General features: G+C 56.3%; 8 protein-coding genes. 4 read left to right on the top strand and 4 right to left on the bottom strand.

The window, feature by feature from the left end; genetic code table 11:
* The first annotated feature begins 174 nt into the window (after nt 1-174).
* Nucleotides 175-2,493 carry a DEAD/DEAH box helicase gene (locus tag RHM61_RS05860; RefSeq protein ID WP_322250199.1) on the top strand — a complete coding sequence of 773 codons (2,319 nt, stop codon included), beginning with the start codon at nt 175-177 and terminating at the stop codon, nt 2,491-2,493.
* A gap of 74 nt (nt 2,494-2,567) precedes the next feature.
* On the opposite strand, the gene RHM61_RS05855 is transcribed toward RHM61_RS05860, so the two are convergent.
* On the bottom strand, nt 2,568-4,685 hold the full coding sequence (locus RHM61_RS05855; RefSeq protein WP_322250198.1) for a C1 family peptidase: 2,118 nt from the start codon (nt 4,683-4,685) through the stop codon (nt 2,568-2,570).
* A 119-nt stretch (nt 4,686-4,804) separates the two neighbouring features.
* Nucleotides 4,805-5,761 (bottom strand): peptidylprolyl isomerase, encoded by a 957-nt coding sequence (locus tag RHM61_RS05850; RefSeq protein WP_322250197.1) that lies wholly within the window; start codon nt 5,759-5,761, stop codon nt 4,805-4,807.
* Between the two features lie 323 nt (nt 5,762-6,084).
* Here RHM61_RS05850 and RHM61_RS05845 point away from each other — a divergent pair, with 323 nt between their 5' ends.
* The 3 genes from RHM61_RS05845 (at nt 6,085) to RHM61_RS05835 (ending at nt 13,858) form a co-directional block, all read left to right on the top strand.
* The gene (locus RHM61_RS05845) at nt 6,085-6,582 is read left to right on the top strand and encodes a hypothetical protein (protein WP_322250196.1); all 498 of its coding nucleotides are present in this window, start codon (nt 6,085-6,087) and stop codon (nt 6,580-6,582) included.
* A 172-nt stretch (nt 6,583-6,754) separates the two neighbouring features.
* Nucleotides 6,755-8,854 (top strand): hypothetical protein, encoded by a 2,100-nt coding sequence (locus RHM61_RS05840; protein WP_322250195.1) that lies wholly within the window; start codon nt 6,755-6,757, stop codon nt 8,852-8,854.
* 246 nt (nt 8,855-9,100) lie between these two features.
* Nucleotides 9,101-13,858, top strand: a complete 4,758-nt coding sequence (locus RHM61_RS05835; RefSeq protein WP_322250194.1) for an NAD-glutamate dehydrogenase — start codon at nt 9,101-9,103, stop codon at nt 13,856-13,858.
* A 55-nt stretch (nt 13,859-13,913) separates the two neighbouring features.
* Here the strand turns inward: RHM61_RS05835 and RHM61_RS05830 are convergent, their stop codons facing one another.
* Nucleotides 13,914-14,456 carry a hypothetical protein gene (locus tag RHM61_RS05830; protein WP_322250193.1) on the bottom strand — a complete coding sequence of 181 codons (543 nt, stop codon included), beginning with the start codon at nt 14,454-14,456 and terminating at the stop codon, nt 13,914-13,916.
* 258 nt (nt 14,457-14,714) lie between these two features.
* Nucleotides 14,715-14,963, bottom strand: coding sequence for a hypothetical protein (locus RHM61_RS05825; RefSeq protein ID WP_322250192.1), 249 nt, complete (start codon nt 14,961-14,963; stop codon nt 14,715-14,717).
* Between the last annotated feature and the right edge of the window lie 41 nt (nt 14,964-15,004).

Genomic DNA, 15,004 nt, shown 5'->3' with positions numbered 1-15,004 from the left:
GAAAAATAGCCAGCGAAGGTAGTATTCCGACATGATTTGCCACCGCTATTAATCGTTTTGCTTAATTTTTGCGCACTCCGGGCCCGACTTTCTCCCGTTGCGCATGACAACAGAGTAAACTACACCCCAAATCTTGTCGCATCCTGCGATTCGAGCGAACGAGCGAGCATCGCCATGTCTGAATCTACTTCCCCGATTTCCTTTTCCGATTTGCAATTGAGTGCGCCATTATTGCGCGCCTTGCAAGACGTCGGTTATGAAACCCCATCGCCTATCCAGGCCGAAACCATCCCACTTTTGTTGGCTAACCGTGACGTTCTCGGCCAAGCGCAAACCGGCACCGGCAAGACCGCGGCGTTTGCCTTGCCGGTTTTGTCGCGTATCGATATCAACCAAACCACGCCACAAGCGCTGGTGTTGGCACCGACGCGTGAATTGGCTATCCAAGTGGCTGAGGCGTTTCAAACCTATGCGCGTCACATCCCCGGCTTTCACGTTTTGCCTATTTACGGTGGTCAAAGCTATGGTCCACAATTATCGGCGCTGCGCCGTGGTGTACACGTCGTCGTCGGTACTCCGGGTCGGGTGATTGACCATCTTGACAAAGGTTCGCTCGATCTGTCAAAAATCAAAACCTTGGTGCTCGACGAAGCCGATGAAATGCTGCGCATGGGTTTCATCGACGATGTCGAACGCATTTTGCAAGAAACACCGGAAGGCCGTCAAACCGCCTTGTTCTCGGCCACCATGCCGTCGGCCATCAAGCGCATCGCCCAGACTTATTTGAACCAGCCGGCCGAAGTCACGATCGCTGCCAAAACCGGTACCGCCGACAATATTCGTCAGCGTTATTGGCTCGTCAGCGGCATGCACAAGCTCGACGCCTTGACGCGCATTTTGGAAGCCGAAACTTTCGACGGCATGATTATTTTTTCGCGCACCAAGCTCGGTACGGAAGAATTGGCTTCGAAACTCAATGCCCGTGGCTTCTCGGTCGCCGCCATCAATGGCGATTTGAACCAACAGCAGCGCGAACGCACGATTCAACAACTCAAAGACGGCAAGATCGATATTCTGGTCGCCACCGACGTCGCCGCGCGCGGTCTCGACGTTGAGCGCATCAGCCACGTCATCAACTATGACGTGCCATCGGACCCGGAAAGCTATACCCACCGTATCGGTCGTACCGGCCGCGCCGGTCGCAGTGGTGAGGCGATATTGTTCATCACGCCGCGTGAAAAAAATCTCTTGAAGGCGATCGAACGGGCTACCCGTCAACCGGTGTCACCGCTGGAATTGCCGACTATCCAAACGGTTAACGATGTTCGTATCGCCCGTTTCAAGGATCAGATCACGGCCACGCTGGCACAGGGTGGCTTGGAAGAATTCACTTCCTTGATCGAAGATTTCGAACGCGAACAAAATGTTCCAGCGGTTGAAATTGCCGCTGCATTGGCAAAAATGGCACGCGGCGATGAACCGCTGCTGCTCGACAAAAACCGTCGTGATACCCGCGGTGACGACAGCTGGCGCGATGAGCGTCCGGCCCGTGTCGAACGCAGTGATCGTGGCGATCGTGGCGATCGTGGTGACCGTCCACAACGCAGTTTTGAACGGGAAGAACGTGGCGTACGCCGTGAGCACAGCCCGCGCTCGGCCGAACCAGGCATGCAAACTTACCGCATCGCCGTCGGTCATGAGCATGGTGTCAAACCGGGCAATATTGTCGGTGCGATTGCCAATGAAGCCAATATCGAATCCAAATTCATCGGTCGCATCGATATTTACGATGATTACACTATCCTCGATTTGCCGGACAATTTACCGTCCGACATGCTTGACCATTTGAAATCAGTACGCGTAGCCGGTCAGTCGCTGCGCATCAGTGCCGAACGCGCCGGTGCCGCCGCTCCGGCCGCTGCACGCCCAGCACGCAGCGAGGCACCGCGTCCAAGCCGCAGCGATGCCGCGCCAAGCAGCCGTCTGAACCAAGTGGTCGACCGTGCCGTGCGCACGCCCGACAGCGAAGAGCAGGAAGAATTGTCGGCCAAGCCGAAAAAAGACAAGGGCAAGCCGAAAGTCAGCGTGCCTATGCAAACCTATCGTATCGAAGTCGGTAAAGCCGACACGGTGACCCCAGCCAATATCGTCGGTGCGATCGCCAACGAAGCCGGTATGGAAGCCAAGTACATCGGCCGCATCGATATCTTTGATACCTACAGCACGCTCGACTTGCCGGTTGGTATGCCGGATGAATTGCTCACGCAACTCAAAGGCGTGTGGGTCGCTGGTAAGCAGATCAAAATCACTGCCACCGGCGAACCGTCGAGTGGCGGTGTGGCGCAAGGCTTTCCTTCCGGTGCCAAGCAAACCGGCGGCGACCGTCGTGTGATGGAAAAAGCCGGCGGCAAACCGGCCGGTAAATTCTCCAACGGCCGTCCATCGAAGTTTGATAAAGACAGTGGCACTACCCGTCGCAAACCGAGCAAATAAGTGAGCAAATAAGTGAGCTAACAAGTCGCTCGCTGAAAAAAAACCGCCGGCAGTACGCCGGCGGTTTTTTTTCGTCACGACAAATCGTCGACCGGGCAGGGTAGTGGCTGGCTGGCTTTGAGTCCGGCGATACGGCGCAGCGTCGCCGTGACGGTGAGGATATCGCGATCGAAGCTGGTATGGCTGGCGCGCAGCGTATGGTGGCCGCTGTTGACAATGGCTTGTTGCTGCACATGCAGGGTACTGCTGTGGGCACGACTGAGCGGCTTACTCCCAGTCGCAAAGCCGCGTACGGTTTTACCATCCCAGTAATGGTGCTGCCACTTGCGCAGTGCCGCCAATTCGCTGTGATTCCATTGTGCCGGGTGGCCGCCGAGCGCGCTCAGAAAATCGGCATCGACACTGCAAGCCATGCCTAGCAAGGGGGTTTTGTGGCGGTTTTCCAAGCTGCGTGCGATCAGATACAACCATGATTGATGGTAGAGCCCAGCGACTTCATCGTGCTGCTCCAGCGTATCGGCGAGCACATGCAGATGGAAATTTTCACGCGCCAGTGTGCCGCTGATCAGCGCTGGTAAAAAGTGTTGATTGGCGAAGGCTATGCTGCAGGCCGGGGCATACAGGGTACAGGTTTTCGGTGCTGAAAATTTGAGCAAGTCGAGCAGCCAGCCGCACAAATGGGCACCGGCAGAATGCGCGATCAAATGGATTTCCAAACTACCGGCACAATCTTTTTGCAACTGCTGCAATGCTTTGGCCAGCGCATACAAGGCGCGCGGCGGCGTATCGTTGAGCGCAGCTTGTTGTGCCGCTTGTTTGACTTGTATCCACAGGGCTTTGCCGCCGCTGCTTTCGGCATAGGCCTCGATACTGCTGTCTTGCGCTTGACGTTCCGCCACTGAGTGCGGCGGCGTGTCGCTGCCGAATTCGGCGCGCAACAGCGACACAATCGCATCGCTCAAACCATTGAGCGGACACAGGAACAGCGGATACATGCCGTTGGCCAGAAAATACGGTGCCAAACGCGCGACATCGTCGAGCGAACTTGCTTCATCGCCCAAGCCGCCGAGTGCATACAGCACCAGCCGCAGCGGTGTCGCTTGCGCTTGTTGTCGGTACCAGGCCAAGGGCGCAGTGTGAGCGATATGGCGGGTGGCGGCGGCAGCATCGGCAAATGCCAGTAGCCTTTGAACGGCCGCGCCATTATTATCGATCACCACGGTCTGCGCATATGCCTGATCGGTGTTGAGCGCCCCGCGTCGCTTGCTGCGCGCACGTGCATAGGCTTGTAAGCTTTGTCGGCGCAAAGCCGGCACGCCATCATTCGGGCCAGCGTCTTCGTTGGCGCTGTCGAGATGTCGCTCCGGCACACCGAGTCCGACCGCCCAGGCATCGGTGGCCGAAGCCAGCCAGTCGGCATAACTGAGTATCGCCAGGCCTTGATACGCCCAGTCACGGCCCCAAGAATTTTGCAGTACGAAACCGTCGGCCGTGTAACCGATGAAAGCAAAGGCATGTCCGCCTATCGATTTCTCTTCGATGCGGATAAGCGGTAATTGCTCGAGACTGAGTAGCGGCGCACTGGTATCGGCTTTGAATTGGTGCAGACCCCAGCCGCTGTGGGCATTGCCTGACACATACACGGCACCGGCCTCGACGATCGCCGCCTGTATATCGCTGATGCTGTTTTTGTCGATACGGTAATAGCTGCCCAGCGGACGGCTCTCGGCATCGGCTTCCCAGCCGGGGCGTGCACTTTCCCAGTTCGGTGCGCTGCCGTTGCGCGCGATCGTGTAGGGCCATAACTGGCTTTGACAGACGCCATGTTTATGCCAGCCCTTGAGGGCACCACGACAGCTGGAACCGGAATAGTCTTCGCCCGGCCACTCATCATAAAACTTGGCCAAATGGTAGAGCATGCGCGGGCTGCAGGGCGGTTGCGCTGGATTGAGACGCCAATATAATAAATTGATTACCGCGGCCAAACCGAAGCCGGTGCAAGCACCATCCGCACCCTGATTGAGCACCAGGCCGGCGGCTAAATACGCCGGCATGTTCTGACTCATCCATAGTGCATCGGGAAAAGCGCCGGGCAGGGCACGCAAGCCGGGGGCATACTGACGATCGCGCAAATCGAGCCGGTCGGCGCGCGCATCGAAGGCGGGAAAGCATGGTTTGGTGGGAGAGGGCATGGAGTTCCGTAGGAAATGGCGACACATCGATGACGCATGCCTGCGGAGGAGGACCCAGTCCGAGGCGGAGTCGGGGTACAGATAACCGGGCCCGCACGCGGGCCCGGTCGGGGGACTGCTTATTTCTGCGCTGCCGAAGCGGCCGCAGGTGCTGCTGATGCCGCAGGCGCAGCAGCCGCAGAAGCGGCGGCCGGTGCTACAACTGCAGCTGGTGGCGCGGTAATTTCTATCTTCGCTTTGGCTTTCAAATCATCGAGCATTTTCTTCAGGTTTTGCTGTTGCAACTGCTGAGACATGCCGGCTTTGACTTCTTCCAGCGGCGGTACCGCCAATGGACGAGTATCATCAAGGGTGATGACGTGGAAACCGAATTGCGATTTCACCGGTTCTTCAGTCATTTGACCTTTGCTCAATTTGGCCACGGCATTACCGAATTCCGGCACCATATTTTTAGCATTGAACCAGCCGAGGTCGCCGCCTTTGTCTTTCGAACCAGGATCTTTGGATTTCGATTTAGCCAAAGCCTCGAATGCCTTCGGATCTTTTTTCAGCTTAGCGATAATCGCTTTGGCTTCTTCTTCGGTGGCGACCAAGATGTGACGTGCTTTGTACTCATTGCCGCTTTGAGCCGCTTTGAATTTTTCGTATTCAGCCTTGAGTGCTTCGTCGCTGACAACGGCCGTTTTCATGTAGTCTTTAACGAAGGAATTCGCCAGAATCGACAAACGCGCCATTTCCAGTTGCTCTTTGACTTCCGGTGCCTTATCGAGACCCTTGGTGGCCGCTTCTTGCGCGACTAAAATTTGCATCGCCAGATTATCGATCACCATTTTGCGGGTTTCCGGATTATCCGGCATACCTTGGGCAGCTTGTTGCTGCATGATTTGGTCCAGCTGCTTTTTGCTGATGGCGGTGCCATTGACGGTGGCAGCTGCCACTTCTTTTGTCTCAGTCGCCGTGGCAGCTGCGGTGCTTGCCGCTGCCGGTGCTGAGGCTGCTTTATCTTTATCATTGCAAGCGCTGAGCACGAACAAGGCCACGGCACTACCCAATACCACGCGGGATTTGATCGACATGAAATTTTCCTTAAAGTTGAAACGCTGTAGAGCGGACAGTTATCATTGCGCCCGCGGCTTACTGTTTGCGGGCAGGTTTACAAATTAAATGACGCTGAATTCTACCTTTGATCAGGGCATTCTTGCTAGCAGTCAGTCAATTTGATTGCCGTTACGAGAAATGTAGGCATTTTTTTCGTTTGATTCAGACCTGAAACTTGCTGGAAAGTTCCTGCGGCCCGCGCTTGCGCGGTGTTGCAGTCGCTTCGCCCTCAGTCAGCACTGCCGTTACAGCGCGTAGGGGCTACAATAGCAGCTATCATTCCCTACTGAAAGCTGCAGCTATGAGCGAGCATCCCCCCATCCCCGACAGTCTGGCTGAAATGTTGCCGGTCGGTATGATTAACGGTGGCGGTACCGCTGCTGCTGCCATGGCCGAAGTAGCACAACGCAAACGCGGCGTGCCTGGCTGGGAAGCCTTCCACTACGAACGAGTCTCGGCGACTGAATTTGAAATTACCGGCGGCATTGCCGTCAATATCGGCGGGGTTAAAAAATTTCAGGGCTTGCATGAAGCGGTGTTTATCAGCGAAGCCGACGTGTTGGCGCAGATGCGCAGCAGCGAGAGCCCCCCAGGCCCGACGGTCATGAGCTTACTCGAACAGGATTTGCTGGCGCACGATATCGGCAGCAGTCGCGCCGCGCCGGCGGTAAAATTTTTGAAAGTCGTGTTTGCCTTACCGGACGACGAAGCTGGGCGACAAAGAATTTTGCAAGCCTTTCAACTGCAAAAGAATTTTTTTGGAGCAACTGTACAAGCGTGTTCCTTGCATGATAAATGAGAATGAATGTTGCATAAAAGCACCAAAATGTATTAAATACACGAGTATTGTTTTTATGGCATTTCTTTCCAGTGAACTTGTTTACTAAAATGAGAAGCTTGGGCCGCGTCGATTTGATTCGCGACCCATCGCTTTTTCTACTTGTCGCCAGTTCATACTGTGAAAGTGTCTGATGAAAAACCAAACAATCCTTGTTCCTGTTGTGCTCGCTGCACTGTTATCGGCTTGCGGTGGTGGCAGTAGCTCGACCACCAGTACTTCGGGGGTCGCCGTGGTACCGCCCGTGGTGATACCACCCGTTTCGACCAGCATCAGCGGCGTAGCGGCCACCGGCGCGGCGATACTCAATGCCAGCGTCACCCTGACCAGCGCCGCCGGCAGCAAAGCCTGCAGCATCACCGACGCCAGCAGCGCCGCCTTTGTCTGTGATACCACCGGCCTCGTCGCCCCATTTTTACTCACTGTCAGCGGCGTCTCGAATGGCACCACGGTACAATTGAGCAGTGCCTCGACCAGCACTGCCGGCACCACCAACATCACACCGATTACGAATGCCATCGTCGCCACGACCGCCAATGCCGATCCGGCCGGACTCGATTTCGCCAATTTCCAAGCCATTTTAAAAAGCAATCCCAGCGCTTTCGATGATGCCAAAAAAGCCTATCAAACGCTACTCGGCGATTTGATGACGGCAACTGGCAACCAAGGTGCCGATCTGGTATCGGGCAAACTGGTGGCAGGAAACAGTGCCCAAGATACCCTGCTCGATGCCATCCATCTCGACGTCAGTGGCGGCAGTATCACGATTTCGACCATGGCCGGTTCTGCCGATGACACGCCCAAGCAATTACAGATCTTTGTCAATCAAACGCCGGCTCAAGTCGCGACCGGCGATAAAACCCAATTGCCGGTTACGGCCACGGTAGGTGGCGTGTCGGTCGATTTGACCAAAAAATCATTCAGCGCCGCAAGCCTCGCGAATTTGCAACTTGCATTGAAAAATTGCTTCAGCAGTATGGTGGCGGTGCGCAACAGTAAAAGTGCCAATTGCGGCGGCTTACTGGTTGACGATGTGACTGCCCCCTTACTGGCCGGCGTACCGTCGGCGTATTTAGCCGGCGGCAGCAGCGGCAGCGCACAGTTCAGCAGCTTGATCAACGATGCAGGGATGGATAATGCCGTATTCAGTCTGCCGCAGATCATCCGTGTCAACAGCACCGATAGCCAAGGCAATGTTAACAAAGTCTGGCTCAATTTCACCTGGGTGCGTTCCGATGGTTTGTTCGGCAGCCTCGATACCGTCGCCCAAATCGTGACCGCCCCGAGCACCAGCGAATCAGGCTGGCGTTTGGTCGGCAATCAGCGCACCCTGCTCAGTCGGGTACGCCAGTATGCAACGCGGCGGATTTGGCTCAACCCGGCCAATGCGACTACCGGTACCGATGCTTACACGGCGGAATTGCAGCTCGATATAGGCGTGGCCGATAAAAGTGGTACGGCGGTCGACTTCGCGATCGTCACCGGTCCCGGCTTGCCGGCCGCCGGCATGCTGTTGCGACCATCGAGCGGTGTCTGCAGTACCCTCAATTTGAGCGGGCAATTGCTGGCCACCGATATCAGCGGCGATGACGCCACGGTAGCGGCGACTCGTATCAAAGCACGGGCCAATTGTGCCAATAAATTCCGCTTCGCCGGGGTGGCCATCGATCCTGCCAAACAAAGCCAGTTCATTGCGCCGACCGGGGTCAATTGGCTTACTCCACTGCTCACTGACGCACAGCTTGCGAGCATCAAACCGTTCAGCGTCTACCATATCCGCACCTATCAGGGTGGCGTAAAAACGGTACCGAGCCACAACTACGAAGTGCTGACCCAAAGTGCACCGGCGACACCGACCAGCCTGCGTAGCTATCGCTGGCAAGATGCTTCGGCCGCGACATTAGCTATGCTCAAACCGAGCAGTGCCAGTGCTTTTGCCGGTGGTGCCAGTTTTCCGGTCAGCTGGACCGGGCGCGACGGCGTCCCCGCTGTGACCGGCGCAACGATACAGATTTTGACCAGCAAAACCGGTGCGGTCGTCAGCGGCAGCGCCAGCAGCAAGCCGCTGTTGCCAGGCGTGAGTGCGAGTTTGAATGTGTTCCCCGATGTGGCTTTGGTAGCGTTCCCCGCGGTCACGGACCTGAATGCCAGTGGCAATTTCAGCTTCCTTGGCCTCTCTTCCATGCGTGGTAATGGCTTGTATTTATCGACCAGTTACGAATACGACTTTTAAAATAAGCCGCGCCTGACATTCGGCAAAAACCCGCGCTGCAGCATCTGCAGTGCGGGTTTTGTTCATCCGCGGCGAGTCTCAGAAAGCGCGCTGAGGTCAAGCCGACTAAGTCGTTTGTCAAAAAAACGCACAGGTATTTGTTGGCAGAGAGGAATTAGAGGATACTGCCTAAGGAGACCTTAGCCTGAACGGCAACAATCTTGCAAAACCGATTTCTCGTCTCTTCACACACACATAGGAGAACGCATGACCATCACGCACTTCGCCGAGCTACTCGCTTACGCGCAAGCTCACCCTGGCCCCGCAGCCGAACGCCAAGGTAGTTTTCTTTCTACTTATTTCGACCATACTGATCCCGATGAAATCATCGCGCGCGGCCCGGCGACCCTGTTTGCCCAAGCCAATGCTCACTGGCGTTTGCTCGATGCCGCCGGTACTGCTGGCAGTGCCCGCATCCGCGTGTTCAATCCCACCCTGGCTGAAGACGGTTTTGTCAGCGAACACACGGTGGTACAGATCGTCAATGAAAACATGCCTTTCCTGGTTGATTCGGTCACCATGGCGATCAACCGCAGCGGCCGCACCGCGCATTGGATCGTGCATCCGCTCATGAGCGTGAGTCGCAAGGCCGGTGGTGACATCGCCGCAGTCAGCACGGTTGCCGCAGCAAAAAGCGCCGGTCGCCATGACCCGGTGGAATCGCTGATCATGGTCGAATGCGACCGCATCGTCAACCTGACAGATCAGCAAGCCTTGGCCGCAGAACTGCATCAAGTGTTAGTCGACGTATCGAGTGCCGTGGCCGACTGGCCGGCCATGCTAGAACGCGTGCACAGCGTCTGCAGCGCCTGTGAAACCCATGCGCCGGCCGAATGCGGCAATGAAGGTGTGGCCTTCCTGCGTTGGCTGGAAGACCGCCATTTCACCTTCCTCGGTGCGCGTGACTACGATCTCAAACGCGATGGCGAGCATGTCAGTCTGGTCGCGATTGCCGAATCAGGTCTTGGTATTTTGCGTGGCAAAGTACAAACCAGCATGGCCCATTTGCCACCGGAAGTACTGGCCATCATGGAATCGGATGAAACCGTGTTAGTCACCAAGGCGATGACGCGTTCCACCGTACACCGTCCGGCCTGGCTCGATTATGTCGCTATTAAACGCTATGATGACAGCGGCAAAGTCATCGGTGAATCGCGCTTCATGGGGCTCTACACCTCAGCCGCTTATGCGGCACCGGTCGACCAAATTCCCCAAGTACGGCAACGCGTTGCCGCCGTCATGGCCAGTGCCGGCGTGGTCCCGCAAAGTCATGCCGCCAAGGCCTTGCAAGCGATTCTCGACGATTACCCGCGCGACGAATTATTCCAGATCGACACCGCCACCCTGACCGAGCATGCCATCGGCATCTTGCGTTTGCAAGAGCGTCAGCGGACTCGCTTGTTCCTGCGGCGTGATCCCTTCGGTCGCTTCACCTCGGCCCAAGTGTTCGTGCCGCGTGACCGTTACAACACCGAATTGCGCGTCAAAGTCAGCAATGAACTGATGATAGCCTTGAACGGCGAATCGATAGAATTCACCCCCATGCTGACCGACAGCCCGCTGGCGCGAATTCACTACCAAGTACGCGCCAAAGAACGGGCGCCGCAAAATATCAATTTGGCCGCGCTCGAAGCGCGCGTCGCCAGACTGGCGCAGCGTTGGGAAGATGACTGCACCACCGAACTGCTGCGCACCCATGGCGAAGGTCTGGGTCTGGCCTTGGCACACCGCTTCGCCAACGCCTTTCCAACCGCCTACCGCGAAGATTTTTCCGCCCTGGTCGGGGCCGAAGATGCCGAAATGCTGGCCGGTCTGTGTGCCACTGCGCCCATGGTCGTCAAGCTGTATCGTCCGCTCGATGCCGATGCCGGCATGCTGCGCTTTAAAATCTACAATACCAGCAAAGTTGCCTTATCCGATTCTTTGCCGGTCCTTGAACATATGGGCGCGCGCGTGCTCGACGAGCATCCGTATCAAATCACCGCTGGCAGCGAACCACTGTGGATCCATGATCTCGGTTTGCAATTGCCGCCGAAAAGTGATTTGGCCGCTATCAAGGCGCGCTTTGAAACCTTGTTTTCGCAAGCCTGGCGCGGCGAAGTCGAGAGTGACGATCTCAACCGTCTGGTGCTCAATACCGCGCTCGATGCGCGCTCGATTGCAGTGTTACGTGCCTGTTCGCGTTATTTCAAACAACTCGGTTTCGCATACAGCCAAAGCTATATCGAAACGGCCTTGAACAAAAATGCCGGCATCACGCAATTGATTGCCGAACTGTTTGGTGCCCGTTTCAAACCCGACTTTGCCGGCGACCGCGCCTCGGCGCAGCAACACATCGCTCAACAACTCGAAGCCCAACTGGCGCAGGTCGCCAGCCTCGACGAAGATCGCATTTTGCGGCAATTTTTTGCCACCATCATGGCGACCCTGCGTACCAATTTGTGGCAAACCGATGCCAGCGGTGCGTTCAAACCCTACATGAGTTTCAAGCTCAACCCGCGCGAAGTGCCGGGCGTGCCGGAACCGAAACCCTTGTTTGAAATTTGGGTGTATTCACCACGCGTCGAAGGGGTCCATTTACGTGGCGGTAAGGTCGCGCGCGGGGGCTTGCGCTGGTCTGATCGGCGCGAAGATTTTCGTACCGAAGTGCTGGGCTTGGTCAAGGCTCAGCAAGTTAAAAACACCGTTATCGTGCCAGTCGGTTCGAAAGGTGGCTTCGTGCTTAAAAATGCGCCGCCTGCGACTGAGCGCGAAGCCTTTCAAGCCGAAGGCATTGCCTGCTACAAGATCTTCCTCTCCGGTCTGCTCGACATCACCGACAACATCGTCAAAGGCAGCATCGTCGCGCCAGCCCAGGTGGTGCGCCATGATGCCGATGATCCGTATCTGGTGGTAGCGGCCGACAAAGGCACGGCGACCTTCTCCGATATCGCCAACAGCGTATCGGCCGACTACGGTTTCTGGCTTGGTGACGCCTTCGCTTCCGGCGGTTCGGTTGGTTATGACCATAAAAAAATGGGCATCACCGCCCGCGGTGCCTGGGAATCGGTGAAACGCCATTTCCGCTCCGTTGGCGTGAACACCCAAGAGACGGCCTTCAGCGTCGCTGGTATCGGCGACATGTCGGGCGATGTGTTCGGCAACGGCATGCTGCTGTCAGAGCATATCGAACTGGTGGCGGCCTTCGATCATCGACACATCTTCATCGATCCCTCGCCCGATGCCGCCGCTTCATTCGCCGAGCGTCAACGCTTGTTCAATTTGCCGCGTTCGAGCTGGGATGACTACGACAAGAGCCTGATTTCAGCCGGCGGTGGCGTGTATCTGCGCGGCGCCAAATCGATCAAACTCAGCGAGCAGGCCCGCGCCGTACTCGGCATCAGCCAGGCCGAACTCACGCCAGTAGAATTGTTACGCGTAATTTTACAAGCACCGGTCGATCTGCTCTACAACGGCGGCATTGGCACCTACGTCAAAGCCACCTTCGAAAGCCATGCCCAAGTTGGAGATAAAGCCGGCGACGCGTTCCGTGTCAATGGCAATGACTTGCGTTGCAAAGTGCTGGCTGAAGGCGGTAACCTCGGCTGTACCCAAAACGGTCGCATCGAATTCGCCCAAAAAGGCGGGCGCATCTATACCGATGCGATCGACAATTCCGCCGGGGTCGATTGCTCCGATCATGAAGTCAATATTAAAATTCTGCTCGGTGCCATCGTCGAAGCTGGTGACCTCACGCTCAAACAGCGCAATGATTTGCTCGCCTCGATGACCGACGAAGTCGGTCATCTGGTGCTGACCGATAATTACTATCAGTCGCAGGCACTCGACATCGCCGTCCACCGTCCTCTGTATGTACTCGATGGTCAGCAACGCTTGATGCAATCCTTGGAAAAGCAGGGCCGCCTTAATCGCGCCATCGAATACCTGCCTAGCGATGACGAAATTTTCCACCGCAAGGGCCGCAAACAGGGCTTGACCGCACCGGAAGGCGCAGTCGTGCTCGCGTACGCCAAAATGTCGGTATTCGACGATTTGGTGGCCAGCAATCTGCCGGATGACCCGTTCTTCAGCAGTGCTCTCAAAGCCTATTTCCCGCAGGTTTTGTCCGAACGCTTTCCGGCCGCGATTGCCGTCCATCCCCTGAAGCGTGAAATCGTCGCCACCTACATCACCAACACCGTGCTCAATCGGGTTGGCGCGACCTTCGTCAATTTCATCGCCACCGAAGCGGCGGCCGGCGCGGCCGATGTGATCCGTGCCTTCACCTTGGCGCGTGAAATTTTCGACCTCGAAGTATTATGGGATCAGATCGATGTGCTCGACTACGTCGTCGACGCCACCTTACAGCTCGATTTACTGAGCAAGCTGATCGCCATCACCCAACGTGCTTCACGTTGGATGTTGCGCATCCGTGCACAGAGCAGCGATCTGCCGACCCTGATTCAGCGCTACCAACCGGCGGCGCGCGAATTGCGTTCGCAATTGAATGATTGGTTACCGCCGGCCGCCTACACGGCTTGGCAGAACGACGCCGCGACGCTTGCCGCCGCCGGTGTTGAAACCAGTTTGGCGCAAAACCTCAGCGCGCTCGAGTACCTGTTCCCGGCGCTCGATCTGGTCGATCTGGCCGCGCTTACCGGCAGCAATCTCGAACAAGTCGCCCGCAGCTATTTTGGGGTCGACGATGCGCTCGGCTTGAGTGGCTGGCGCAGTCAAATCAATCGCTTGCCAACCGAAACACTGTGGCAAACCCAGGCGCGTGGCAGTGCGCGTGACGATGTGTATTCGATCGCTACTCAAATCACGCGTGGTTTGTTATCGCGGCAGGAAGAACTGAGTGCTTGGCATGAGCGCAATGCGGCCGTGGTGGAGCGCCTGACCGGTTTGCTGGCGCTGATCAGCGCCCAAGCGGCCGATCTGGCACCGGTCTCGGTGGCTTTGCGCGAACTGCGACAACTGGCATAAAGACTGTATCAGTATGCAAATCCCCGGCAGCTTACGGTGTCGGGGATTTTTTTTATCAAGGCATCACATTACTGATCGCCTGCGTGCGCGAAAAATCCAGCCCGACGATAGCACGCATGCCCGGTGCGGCAATCGCGGCAATCCACAACTGGGCCGGGAAGCCCGGCACGGTCGATTGCAAATCGATGCTGACCGCGCTGTCTTCCGGTGCCAGCAAAGGTTGCTGCGCACTACCACGCTGGCTCAGCGATCGCAGTGGCAACAGCAAGGGCTTATCGCTGGCGCGATAGGTAATCAAGCTTGTGCTACCGCGCACTTTCAGTGTCATGCTGCTCAACATCACCGTACAACGTTCATCGGCAATCACCGGCAGGGACGCGCGGTTGATATTGAAATTGAACTGACTGGCCTCAAGCGCAAACACCTTACTGGCACAGACAATGGCGCCGGTGATCTCGGTCAAATCAGCCGGTAAGCCCGGCGTACCGCGCGGATTGCGCAATTCGACCTCGATGTTGCGAGGAAGGCTGACCGCCGCTGCGGCTAACATCGGAACACCAGCCATTAACAAGATGCCGAGCACGATATTTTTTTTCATTAAAACTCCTTAACAGGGATGGTGAAACGCATGGCCGGATAGTGCTCCGGAACCAATAGGAGCATTAATTTTTAGTTAAGTTCACTCGTGCGCAGCACTGAAAAACAGTCTTAAAAAAAGGGCATTTTTGTTTGGCAGCAAGTACGAAATAATCACTGATAGCATTGCGTACCAGTACGATGAAGCATGGGAAAAAGACCATACATCTGCCCTTGATGGCAACAATATCCTGTGTTTGACGAACGCCGAATTATTTTCTCAGTCAGCATCCTGAGATGCTGCTGGCTGCGTCACGCTGAGCCGCGCGAAGCGCATAGAGATGCTGGTGCGATCGGCCAGGTTCAGGCTTTGCAGCGCTGGTGCAGCTGCTGTTGGTAGCAGCGCTGAAGTGCTGACTTGTTTGAGTTCAACTACCAGTGCCGAGCTGACCAGACCGTCTTGCTGCTCAGTATGCGCCTTAGTGGCTGTTGTGCTTGTGTTGATGCCGTGAGAAATAGGGGTGAACATCGTAGTCCTTTAAAAAAAAGTTTTCTAATCAGGTATGCCCA

Source organism: Undibacterium sp. CCC3.4 (assembly GCF_034347425.1).
Lineage (GTDB): Bacteria > Pseudomonadota > Gammaproteobacteria > Burkholderiales > Burkholderiaceae_D > Undibacterium.
The sequence above is the reverse complement of the archived record's forward strand: the minus strand, read 5'-3'. Positions and strand labels throughout refer to the sequence as shown.